The 11,292-nt window shown below is 70.0% G+C and carries 12 protein-coding genes; 7 read left to right on the forward strand and 5 right to left on the reverse strand.

All coding sequences use genetic code 11. From position 1 onward, the window contains the following. Positions 1–250: 250 nt before the first annotated feature. The 4 genes from EHS43_RS24920 (at position 251) to EHS43_RS24935 (ending at position 3,351) form a co-directional block, all read left to right on the forward strand. Complete coding sequence (locus tag EHS43_RS24920) at positions 251–1,363, forward strand: S-(hydroxymethyl)mycothiol dehydrogenase (protein WP_125192993.1); 1,113 nt, start codon at positions 251–253, stop codon at positions 1,361–1,363. Beyond that, a complete protein-coding gene (locus tag EHS43_RS24925) occupies positions 1,363–1,992 on the forward strand; it encodes an MBL fold metallo-hydrolase (RefSeq protein ID WP_125192994.1) in 630 nt (209 codons plus the stop codon). Before EHS43_RS24920 ends, EHS43_RS24925 begins: the two co-directional genes overlap by 1 nt. Continuing rightward, positions 1,982–2,356 carry a DUF4180 domain-containing protein gene (locus EHS43_RS24930; protein WP_125192995.1) on the forward strand — a complete coding sequence of 125 codons (375 nt, stop codon included), beginning with the start codon at positions 1,982–1,984 and terminating at the stop codon, positions 2,354–2,356. Before EHS43_RS24925 ends, EHS43_RS24930 begins: the two co-directional genes overlap by 11 nt. Positions 2,357–2,436: 80 nt before the next feature. After that, the gene (locus EHS43_RS24935) at positions 2,437–3,351 is read left to right on the forward strand and encodes an SDR family oxidoreductase (RefSeq protein ID WP_125192996.1); all 915 of its coding nucleotides are present in this window, start codon (positions 2,437–2,439) and stop codon (positions 3,349–3,351) included. Here EHS43_RS24935 and EHS43_RS24940 read toward each other — a convergent pair. Next, positions 3,342–3,890: a hypothetical protein gene (locus EHS43_RS24940; protein ID WP_125192997.1), complete on the reverse strand. Its 549-nt coding sequence runs from the start codon at positions 3,888–3,890 to the stop codon at positions 3,342–3,344. The genes EHS43_RS24935 and EHS43_RS24940 overlap by 10 nt on opposite strands. A gap of 49 nt (positions 3,891–3,939) precedes the next feature. Here EHS43_RS24940 and EHS43_RS24945 point away from each other — a divergent pair, with 49 nt between their 5' ends. Together EHS43_RS24945 and EHS43_RS24950 are read left to right on the forward strand one after the other, a co-directional pair. Then, positions 3,940–4,743 (forward strand): SDR family NAD(P)-dependent oxidoreductase, encoded by an 804-nt coding sequence (locus EHS43_RS24945; RefSeq protein WP_125192998.1) that lies wholly within the window; start codon positions 3,940–3,942, stop codon positions 4,741–4,743. A 103-nt stretch (positions 4,744–4,846) separates the two neighbouring features. Further along, complete coding sequence (locus tag EHS43_RS24950) at positions 4,847–5,542, forward strand: L,D-transpeptidase family protein (protein WP_125192999.1); 696 nt, start codon at positions 4,847–4,849, stop codon at positions 5,540–5,542. Between the two features lie 29 nt (positions 5,543–5,571). Here the strand turns inward: EHS43_RS24950 and EHS43_RS24955 are convergent, their stop codons facing one another. From EHS43_RS24955 to EHS43_RS24970, 4 genes are read right to left on the reverse strand one after another with little or no spacing between them, the layout of a single operon-like run. Beyond that, on the reverse strand, positions 5,572–6,774 hold the full coding sequence (locus EHS43_RS24955; RefSeq protein ID WP_125193003.1) for a Gfo/Idh/MocA family protein: 1,203 nt from the start codon (positions 6,772–6,774) through the stop codon (positions 5,572–5,574). Between the two features lie 29 nt (positions 6,775–6,803). Further along, entirely contained in the window at positions 6,804–8,144 is a 1,341-nt protein-coding gene (locus EHS43_RS24960; protein ID WP_125193000.1) for a sugar ABC transporter substrate-binding protein, read from the reverse strand. Positions 8,145–8,154: 10 nt separating this feature from the next. Next, on the reverse strand, positions 8,155–9,087 hold the full coding sequence (locus EHS43_RS24965; RefSeq protein WP_125193001.1) for a carbohydrate ABC transporter permease: 933 nt from the start codon (positions 9,085–9,087) through the stop codon (positions 8,155–8,157). A 16-nt stretch (positions 9,088–9,103) separates the two neighbouring features. Next, the gene (locus tag EHS43_RS24970) at positions 9,104–10,069 is read right to left on the reverse strand and encodes a carbohydrate ABC transporter permease (RefSeq protein ID WP_125193002.1); all 966 of its coding nucleotides are present in this window, start codon (positions 10,067–10,069) and stop codon (positions 9,104–9,106) included. A 167-nt stretch (positions 10,070–10,236) separates the two neighbouring features. Between EHS43_RS24970 and EHS43_RS24975 the strand changes: the two genes are divergently transcribed. Next, the coding region (locus tag EHS43_RS24975; RefSeq protein WP_148104089.1) for an ROK family transcriptional regulator at positions 10,237–11,292 on the forward strand (1,056 nt) is incomplete at its 3' end.

Below are 11,292 nucleotides of genomic sequence, written 5' to 3' on the forward strand. Positions count from 1 at the left end.
GAGGAGTACGGCCCCGGCCCCCCGACCGCTCCTGCGCCTCCTCCACCGTGGCCCGGCCCAATCCCAGGCCGCCGGTCCCGTAGTCCTTGTGGGCGTACGTCCAGGCGGCCCGCCCCGTCCGCTGCGAGGGCCGACCGCCTGGCGGAGATACCGCCAGGGGTATTCGCCGCACCCGGAACCGGTGCCGTTACTGATCAGTCACGCGTAGGGTCGGAGGGACGTACACCGGGCGAACGAAGGGGTCAGGGCCATGGCGCAGGAGGTACGCGGAGTGATCGCACCCGGCAAGGACGAGCCGGTGCGGGTGGAGACGATCGTGGTGCCCGATCCGGGACCGGGGGAGGCCGTCGTCCAGGTGCAGGCCTGCGGGGTCTGCCACACCGACCTGCACTACAAGCAGGGCGGGATCAACGACGAGTTCCCGTTCCTCCTCGGCCATGAGGCCGCCGGTGTCGTGGAGTCGGTCGGCGAGGGGGTGACCGAGGTCGCGCCCGGCGACTTCGTGATCCTCAACTGGCGTGCCGTGTGCGGCAATTGCCGGGCCTGTCTGCGCGGCCGGCCCTGGTACTGCTTCAACACCCACAACGCGAAGCAGCGGATGACCCTCACTGGGGGCACCTCCCGGACGAAGTCTGGGGGAGGCACCGAACTCTCGCCGGCCCTGGGCATCGGCGCCTTCGCCGAGAAGACGCTGGTCGCCGCGGGACAGTGCACCAAGGTCGACCCGTCGGCCTCCGCCGCGGTCGCGGGCCTGCTCGGCTGCGGAGTGATGGCGGGCATCGGCGCCGCCATCAACACCGGGAACGTCGGCCGGGGCGACACCGTCGCCGTCATCGGCTGCGGCGGTGTCGGCGACGCGGCGATCGCCGGCTCGAACCTCGCGGGCGCGGCGAAGATCATCGCCGTGGACATCGACGACCGGAAGCTGGAGAAGGCCCGCACGATGGGCGCGACCCACACCGTGAACTCGAAGGACACGGACCCGGTCGAGGCGATCCGCGAACTGACCGGCGGCTTCGGCGCCGACGTCGTCATCGAGGCCGTCGGCCGCCCGGAGACGTACAAGCAGGCCTTCTACGCCCGCGATCTCGCCGGCACGGTCGTCCTGGTCGGCGTCCCGACGCCGGAGATGAAGCTGGAACTGCCGCTCCTCGACGTCTTCGGGCGCGGCGGCTCGCTCAAGTCCTCCTGGTACGGCGACTGTCTGCCCTCCCGCGACTTCCCCATGCTGATCGACCTGCATCTGCAGGGCCGCCTGGACCTGGAGGCGTTCGTGACCGAGACCATCCGACTCGACGAAGTGGAGAAGGCGTTCGAGCGCATGCACCACGGCGACGTCCTGCGCTCGGTGGTGGTGCTCTGATGACCGCCCGCATCGAACGCCTCGTCACCTCCGGGCAGTTCAGCCTCGACGGCGGCACCTGGGACGTCGACAACAACGTCTGGATCGTCGGCGACGACCACGAGGTGATCGTCATCGACGCCGCCCACGACGCCGACGCCATCCTGGAGGCCGTGGGCGACCGCAGGCTGACCGCGATCGTGTGCACCCACGCCCACAACGACCACATCGACGCCGCCCCCGCCCTCGCCGACCGCACCGGCGCCACCATCTGGCTGCACCCCGACGACCTGCCGCTGTGGAAGCAGACCCACCCCGACCGCGACCCCGACGGCCATCTGCGCGACGGCCAGGTCATCGAGGCCGCGGGCATCGACCTCCAGGTCCTGCACACCCCCGGGCACGCGCCGGGCGCGGTCTGCCTGTACGACCCGGGCCTCGGCACCGTCTTCACCGGCGACACCCTCTTCCAGGGCGGCCCGGGCGCCACCGGCCGCTCCTGGTCCCACTTCCCGACGATCATCGACTCGATCCGTGAGCGGCTGCTGACCCTGCCGCCCGAGACGAAGGTCCTCACCGGTCACGGCGACCCCACCACCATCGGCGCCGAGGCTCCGCACCTCCAGGAATGGATCGACCGTGGCCACTGACGAAGTCGTGCACCGCGGTGGTGTGAACGTCCTGCACTGCGCCCCCGACGGACCGGCGCTGGACGGCGAGCGGGCCGCCCTCGACCTGATCGGCGACGCGATGGGCCGCGACGCCCAGGTGGTCGCCGTACCCGTGGCGCGGGTCGCCGAGGACTTCTTCCGGCTCCGGTCCGGTGTCGCGGGCGCGGTGATGCAGAAGTTCGTGACCTACCAGGTGCGCCTGGCGGTGGTCGGTGACGTCACCCGGCACGTCGACGAGAGCACGGCCCTCCGGGATTTCGTCCACGAGACGAACCAGGGCGGACACATCTGGTTCCTGCCGGATCTGGACACCCTGGACGAGAAACTGCGCGCGACCGGATGACTTGCCCGTAAATCACGACAGAGGTTGTCCGACTTCCCGGCCATGCTCGATGCAACATCGTGCACAGCAGGAGGTCGGACATGTCACAGCCGTTGCGGGGCAAGGTCGCGCTGGTCGCCGGAGCCACCCGGGGAGCGGGCCGCGGGATCGCCGTGGAACTGGGGGCGGCGGGCGCCACCGTCTACGTCACCGGACGCAGCACCCGCGCCCGCCGCTCCGACTACGACCGCCCCGAGACCATCGAGGACACCGCCGACCTCGTCACCGCGGCCGGCGGCCACGGCATCGCCGTACCCACCGACCACCTGGACCCGGCCCAGGTCCGCGCGCTCGTCGACCGCATCGGCGACGAGCAGGACCGCCTCGACGTCCTCGTGAACGACATCTGGGGCGGCGAGCACCTCTTCGGGTGGGACACCCCGGTGTGGGAGCACGACCTCGACAACGGCCTCAGGCTGCTCAGGCTCGCGATCGACACGCACGCGATCACCAGCCACCACGCCCTGCCCCTGCTGCTGCGCGGGTCCGGCGGTCTGGTCGTCGAGATGACCGACGGAACCGACGCCTACAACCGCGAGAACTACCGCAACTCCTTCTTCTACGACCTCGCCAAGACGTCCGTCATCCGCATGGCGTTCTCCCTGGGCCACGAACTCGGCCCGCGCGGCGCCACCGCCCTCGCGCTCACGCCGGGCTGGCTGCGCTCGGAGATGATGCTCGACACCTTCGGGGTGCGGGAGGACAACTGGCGCGACGCCCTCGACAGCGTCCCCCACTTCGCCATCTCGGAGACCCCGCGCTACGTGGGCCGCGCGGTGGCCGCCCTGGCCGCCGACCCCGACGTGGCCCGCTGGAACGGCCAGTCCCTCGACAGCGGCTCGCTCGCCCGGACGTACGGCTTCACCGACCTGGACGGAAGCCGCCCCGATGCCTGGCGGTATCTCGTCGAGGTCCAGGACGCGGGAAAGCCGGCGGACGTGACCGGTTACCGCTGAGGCGGCGCGTCGGCGGCCGACGTCAGGGCCCAGCGCGCCGAGTGCCCCGGCGGCAGCGCGAGATCCTCCCGGACGGACCGGTAGTACCCCTCGCGCCCGGCGCGCTGCCGGTCCATGAGCTCCTGCCAGGCGGCGGGGTCACGGGTCTCGGCGCGCAGGAAGGCCTCCATCTCCATCACGACGACGACCCAGGTCCGCGCCCGCTCCACCACCTCGGGGCTGCCGAGCAGGATCAGCGCCTCCCCGGCCGGGTCCCGGGCGATCGTCGCCTCGGCCAGCTGCGGCTCGGCCTCCTCGGGCGTCAGCGGGTGCGGGTGCGGATCGTTGCCGAAGTGGGCGGCCAGCCGGTAGGTCAGCGTGACGGACTTCTTCAACGTCCGCGCGTACTCGGCGTACACCGCGAACTTGCGGTCCTCCCACCGGGCCGCCTGCTCCCGCTGGAACCGCACCCGGTCGCCCCGCACGACCGCCACGTAGGACCCGAGTGCGCCGATGACGACGCCGATGAGCGCGGGGAGCTGCTGTATGAACGCGGACATGGACGCACGGTATCTGCCCTGTTGATCACCGAGCGGCTATCTTCGGCCCATGACCCACACCGAGCGCTTCGAGGGACACACGGCACTGGTGACGGGCGCCGCCCGCGGGATCGGCGCGGCGGTCGCCCGCAGGCTCGCCGAGGAGGGGGCGCGGGTGGTGCTGACCGACCGCGACGGGGCCGTGGTCGAGGCGACGGCGGCGCGTCTGCGCGAACAGGGCCTCGCCGCCCGGGCGTTGGAGTGCGACGTGGCGGACCGTACGGCCGTCGAGGCGGCCGTCGCCCACGCCGTGACGGCGTTCGGCTCGCTCGACGTCCTGGTCAACTGCGCCGCCCGGTGCACCCCGGACACCCCGCTGTTCGAGGACGGCTCCGACGACGAGTGGGCGCGGGACCTGGACATCACCCTGAGCGGGCCGTACCGCTGCGCGCGGGCCGCGTTGCCGCACCTGGCCGCCTCGGGGCGCGGCGCGATCGTCAGCATCGGCTCCGTCAACGGCCTCCAGGACTTCGGCAACCACGCCTACAGCGCCGCCAAGGCCGGCCTCGCCTCCCTGACCCGCACCCTCGCCGGACACGCCGCCGCCCGCGGGGTCCGCGTCAACCTGGTCGTCCCGGGCACCGTCCGCACCTCCGCCTGGGAAGGGCGGGAGGCGGAGCTGGCCGGGATGCGGCCGCTGTATCCCCTCGGCCGGGTCGGCGAACCCGAGGACATCGCCGCCGCGGCCGCCTTCCTCGCCTCCCGCGACGCGGCGTGGATCACCGGCACCACGCTGGTCGTGGACGGCGGCCTCACCGCGGTGAACACCGGCTTCCACGCGGTGGTCCATCCGGACCGGGGCGCCGTGTCGTGAGCTTTGTCACCGTTCCGTCCCAGCGGGTCTGGCGGTACAACGATCGGGCAGGCACACCCGTCTAGCAGTCAGAGATCGCAGGACCTTACGAAGGGGACAGGCCATGGGGGACATACGCAGACGGGGTGCCGTCGCGCTCGGGATCACCGGACTCGTCGCACCGTTGACCATCGCGCTGGGCGCGACGCCCGCACAGGCGGCGAGCTGCACCACGCAGGCGGGGCCGTACCAGAAGAAGGTGGAGAAGTTCCTCGGCCGTCCGGTCGACGGACGGCAGTCCACCGCCGACTGCAAGGCGATCAAGGCCTTCCAGACCAAGCACGGCATCACGCCGAACATCGGCTACGCGGGATCCGTCACCTGGGGCGTGATGGATCTCATGAACAAGCAGAAGGCCGTCGGCAGCAACCCCAACCGGGACGGTAAGTGCCCGACGAACAAGGGCCGCATCGCCTGCGTGAACCTCACCCTCCAGCTGAGCTGGATCCAGGACGGCAACCGCCTCGTCTACGGCCCGGTCCCGGTCCGCACCGGCCGCAACGGCTACGAGACCCGCACCGGCCTGAAGAAGATCTACTGGCGTGACATCGACCACGTCTCGTCGATCTACAACGTGCCGATGCCGTACAGCCAGTTCTTCGACGGCGGCCAGGCCTTTCACTCGGTGAACCTCAGCATGTGGAACCCGCCCGGCTCCCACGGCTGCACCAACATGACGCCCAAGGACGCCAAGAAGTACTGGTCCCTGCTGAAGAAGGGCGACGACGTCTTCGTGTACGGCCGCAAGCCGGGCACCTGAGACCCCAGGCGCCCGGCGCGACGGCATGCTCACGCCTCGGGCGCGTCCCCGAAGTCCGGGATCTCCAGCCTGACCCCGCCCTGCCGTGCCGAGTCGTGCGCCACGATGCCCGGCAGGGTGTAGCGGGCCGCCACCCAGGCGTTCACCGACGGCAGGGTGCGGGTGTTGACCGCGGTCACGAAGTCGTCCACCAGGAAGTGGTGGCTGCCCTCGTGGCCGTTGTGCAGATGGTCGAACTCCCGCGGCAGCCGAGCCCGGTCGTGCACCGGCGCCGACCCGGACGTGAACGCGGCCCGCAGGTCCGGCGCGATGTGCTGAAGTGACGGGTCGTCAGGAGCCATGGTGGGCTTGGGCTCCAGGAGTTCGCTGATGTCCTTGACGCCCTTCTTGTCCTGCCAGAGGGCGACCGTGGCGAGCTGCTCCATGCTCGCCTCGGTCCCGAAGAACCGGAAACGCGACTCCCGGATGTGGGAGGGGTAGCCCACCCGCCGAAACTCGTTCGTACGGAACGAACCGCCGCCCGCCACCTCGAACAGCGCGGTCGCGTTGGAGAAGTCGTTGCCGAACTGGCTGACCTCCTTGTCGAACACGCCGTCCCCGCGGTCGTCGGCCACTCCGATCGCCGACACGCTCACCGCGTGCGTCTGCCAGGCACCCAGCACCCCGCCCACCGAGTGCGTCGGGTAGAGCAGCGGGGGATAGCTGGCGGTCTCCTTCCACCGCTCGCCGCCGCTGTACCGGTACGCCTCGTAGAACCCCAGATCCATGTCGTGGACGTAGTCGCCCTCGGCGTAGAAGAGCCGCCCGAAGGCGCCCTCGGCGATCTGGTTGCGGGCGTGCACGGTCGCCGGGTTGTACTGGCTGGTCTCGCCCATCATGTACGTCAGCCCGGTCGCCCGGACCGCGTCGATGATCGCCGCGATCTCCTCGGTGGTGATGGCCATGGGGACCGCCGAGTACACGTGCTTGCCGGCGTTCAGGCCCTGGAGCACCAGGGGGCCGTGCGTCCAGCGCTGGGTGAATATCGCGACCGCGTCAACCTCCTTCGACTCCAGCATGGCCTCGTACGTGGGGAAGGTGCCTGCCAGATCCTGCGCCGAGGCGAGCTGCTCGGCGCGTTCGGGGAGGAGGTCGGTGACGTACACGTCGCCGACGCCGGGGTGGGCCTGGAACAGCGTCGCGAACTGGCCGGAGAACTGGCCGGCGCCGACGATGCCGAGGGAGAACGTCATGAAGTGCGTGCCCTTCACTGGTCGCGGGATCACTGCGAGAGGATCAGGTTGATCTGGTCGTTGGTCCGGTCGAGGCTCGTCACGGACTTGCCGTTGCCGAAGATGTCCTGCATGGCGGGGTGCATCAGTGCGAACACGTCCGCCGCGTAGTTCGTGATGGGGTAGGAGAAGGTCCTGAAGTCCTTCTTGTCCGCCACCGGCTCGGTGAAGGCGGTGACGTCGATCCCCTTCTTCCGGTAGGCGGCCACGGCGGCCGCGGTGCCGTCAGGGGTGGCGGGGAAGACGATGCCGTACCCGCCCACCGTCCGCTGGCACTCGTCCGACGCGAGGTACTGCACCCACTTGCGGGCGCCCTCCTTGTTGCGGGCGTTCTTGGTGATGGAGTCGGCGAGTCCGTTCATCATGGTGGCCCGCTTGCCGGTGGGGCCCTCGGGGGTGACGGCGGTGCGCATGTCGAGTCCCTTGAACCCGGCGTACGTCGAGATCATCCAGGCCCCGTCGAAGGCGGTGGCCGCCCTGCCTGCCGCGATCTGGGTGTTGGCCTGGTTGGACTGGGAGTTGTAGTCGGTGAAGGGAGCCATGTAGCCCTTCTTCGCCAGTCCGAAGTACCACTTGAGGGCCGACTGGAAGGCGGGGCTGTCGTACCGGTACTCGGTGCCCCACCGCTTCTTGTCGGTGTAGTCCCAGCCCGCGGAGGCGGTGAAGGTGCTCCACTGGGTCTGGCCGTCGCCGTCCCCGCCGCCGTTGTTGGCGAGGCCGTACACCTTGACGTTGTTCTTGTCGAAGCCCGGCTCGTCGCCCCGCCTGCCGTTCCTGTCGACGGTGAGGTGGGCGATGGCCTTCTCGAAGCTGCCGCCGTCCTCGGGATTCCAGGCGAGGCCGCCCAGCTGCGCCGCCGTGAGCCCGGCCGCGTCGGTCATCTTCTTGTTGTAGAAGAGGGCGACGGTGTCCCAGTCCTTGGGGGCTCCGTAGTGGTGGCCGTCCTGGCCCGTCCAGTTGGCCGCGAGCCCCGGCTGGTAGGCGGTCTCGTCGATGCCGAGGTCGTCGAGGGGTTCGAGGACCTTCAGGTCGGCGAACTGGCCGAACTTCTGGATGTGGTCGGTGAACACGTCCGGTTCGGTGCCCGCGATGAAGCTCGCGGTGAGCTTGGTCCAGTAGTCGTCCCAGCCCAACTGGGTGATCTTCACGTGCAGTTGCGGGTTCCGCTGCTCGAAGTCCCTGGCGCAGGCCTGGTAGGCGGGCTGCTGGTTGGAGTCCCACAGCCAGTACGTCACCGTGTCCGAGGAGGACCCGGCGGAGCCGCTCCCCGCACATCCCGTCAGACACAGGGCCAGTGCGCCGGCCAGTGCGGTCAGCGTACGAAGTCGCATCAGGAGAACCTCACTTGATCCCGGTGAAGCTGATGGTGGACACGATGCGGCGGGCGAAGCACCCGAACAGCACCAGCATCGGCAGCGCGGCGATGAGCGTGGCCGCCATCAGGCCCGACCAGTCGACACCCGACTGCGGGGTCTGGGCCCGGAAGACGGCCAGCGCCACGGTCAGGACGCGGGAACTGTCGCTGTAGGACACCATCAGCGGCCAGAAGTAGTCGTTCCAGGAGGTGATGTACGTCAGCACGGCCAGGGTCAGGACCGGCGCGGACGCCATCGGCAGCAGTACCCGGAAGAAGATCCGCACCTTTCCGGCGCCGTCCAGCAGGGCCGCCTCCTCGACCTCGCGGGGCACGTTCATGAAGAACTGCCGCAGGAAGAACACCGCGAACGGCGTCATGAACATCGTGGGCAGCGCGATGCCCAGCAGGTTGTCGATCAGGCCGAGTTCCTTGATGAGCACGAAGTTCGGCAGCAGGGTGAAGATGGCCGGGACCATCAGCCCGGCCAGGAACAGCGCGAACACCTGGTCGCGGCCCCGCCAGCGCAGCCGGGCGAAGGCGTAGGCGGCCATCGCGGAGAAGAAGATCTGGCAGACGGTGACGAGGGTCGAGACGATCACCGAGTTGAGCAGATACCGCCAGAACTTCAGCCCGCCGCCCGCGCCGCCCTGCGCGATCGCGTCCTTCGTGGACTCCAGGCCCAGGGCGCGGGCGAATCCGGTGCCGGTCGGGTCCACCGGCAGCGGGTCGGAGGCGTGCGCGGCGAGCCCGGAGTTGGTGGACAGCGCGGTGCGCAGGATCCAGTAGAACGGCAGCAGGGTCACGAGCACGATCGCCCCCATCGCCGTCCAGGCCAGGACCCGGCCGGGGGTGAGGGGGCGGCGCCCGGTGGGCCGTACACGTGTCGTCGTGGGCGGGGTGGTGGTCACGGCAGCCATGTCGACTCCTTCCGGGTCAGCCGAGATCGGTCTGGCCGGCCCGGGTGAGCCGGTACTGCAGGACGGTGATCGCGCTCAGCACCACCAGGAGGGCGACGGACATCGCGGACGCGTAGCCGAACTGGAAGCGGCCGAAGGCCGATTGGTAGATGTAGAACTGGAGCACGTTGGTCGCGTTCGCCGGGCCGCCCGCGGTGGTCACGGCGACGGTGTCGAACACCTGGAACGAACCGATCACCGTCATGATGAGGACGACCGCGAGCACCGGACGCAGCAGCGGCATGGTGATCCGCCAGAACATCCGCCACTCGCTCGCGCCGTCCACCTTCGCCGCCTCGTACATGTCGTTCGGGATCGCCATGAGCCCGGCGAACAGGAGCAGCGCGGTGTAGCCGACGTGCCGCCACACGTTGATCAGGGCGATCGTCGGGACCGCCCAGGTCTCGTCGGCGAGGAAGGGGGCGCGGTCGAAGCCGAGCCCGGCGATGATCTCGTTGCCGATGCCGAGCTGGTTGTCGAGGATCCACAGCCAGACCAGACCTGCCACGACGTTCGACATCAGATACGGCGTGAGCACGATCCCGCGCAGCAGCGGGGACTGCGTCAGGCGCTGCAGGAGCACGGCGACGGCGAGGGCGGAGACCGTCTGGACGCCGATGTTGATGACCACGTACTCCACGGTCACCTTCAGCGACTCCCAGAAGATGGGGTCGTGGATCATCCGGTCGTAGTTGGCGAACCCGACCCACTCCGCCGGGGTCAGCAGGTTGAAGCGGGTGAAGCTCAGATAGACGCCCCGCAGGGTCGGCCACAGCAGGAAGACCACGAAGCCCACCAGGGCCGGGGCGATGAACACCGCGGCGAGGCGGCCGTCGCCCCCGTTCGCCCCGCCCGCGCTGCGGTCCGTGCCCGGTTCGGTCCCGGCCCTCTCGGTGCCGCGGAGCGGCCGATGCGACGGCGGGCTGCTGGAGGCGATGGTCATCGGGAGACTCCCTCGTCTGCGGTGGCTCGTCCTCGGCCACTTACTTTCGTCACGAAAGAATCCAGGCGTCAAGAGGCCTGCGAACATCTTTTCAGCGGGGCCACGGTGGTTCTAATGTGGTCACATTGCTTTCAGAGCGAAAGAAATCATGTGGGAGTCTGACCTTCATGACCGCAGTTGCCGCCAGCTGGCTACCCCTGAGCGCCGGTGAGCGCTCGGTGGCGATCGAGGTGCTCGTCCACGGCCCGCTGTCGCGCACCGAACTCGCCCACCGCCTCGACCTCTCCGCGGGCAGCCTCACCCGGCTGACCAAACCGCTCATCGAGTCGGGGCTGCTGATCGAGGTCCCCGAGGCGGGCACCGCGGCCGAGGCGCGCCAGGGGCGGCCCTCGCAGCCCCTCGACGTGGTCGTCGAGTCCCGGTCCTTCATCGGCTTCAAGATCACCGAGGACATGGTCTACGGCGTCGTCACCACCCTCAGGAGCGAGATCGTCGCCCGCCACGACCGACCCCTCACCAGCCACGACCCCGCCGAAGTCGCCGACCTGCTCGCCGAGATGGCGAGCGAGCTGGCCGGCGCCTACCCGCGGCTCGCCGGTATCGGCATCGGGGTCGGCGGTTTCGTCCAGGAGCGTGCCGTGGTCGGCGAATCCCCTTTCCTGCACTGGCGGGACGTCCCCCTGGGGGAACTCGTCGAGGAGCGCACGGGACTGCCGGTGGTCGTCGAGAACGACGTCGCCGCCCTCGTCGAGGCCGAGACCTGGTTCGGCGCGGGCCGCGGCCTCGACCGCTTCGTCGTCCTCACCATCGGTGCCGGCATCGGCTACGGCCTGGTCCTCGGCGGCCGGCGCGTCCCCTACGCCGAGGAGGACCGGGGCTTCGGGCGGCACTGGATCATCGACCCCAACGGGCCCCTCACGCCCGACGGCAACCGCGGCAGCGCCGTGTCCCTGCTCGCCATCCCCAGCATCCGGTATCAGGTGCAGGCCGCCACGGGCCGCGAGTACACCTACGAGGAGATCCTCGCGCTCGCCGCGGCGGGCGACCCCATGCCCGCCCGCGTCATCGCCGAGGCCGGGCGCGCTCTCGGTGTCCTGGTCGCCCAGATCGCCAACTTCGCGATGCCGCAGAAGATCATGCTGGCCGGCGAGGGGGTCGGACTGATGGACGTCGCCGGCGAGGCCGTCGAGGACGCGATCCGCTCCCACCGCCACCCCCTGGCC

Origin of the sequence: Streptomyces sp. RP5T (assembly GCF_003933965.1) — a bacterium.
Classification (GTDB): Bacteria; Actinomycetota; Actinomycetes; order Streptomycetales; family Streptomycetaceae; genus Streptomyces.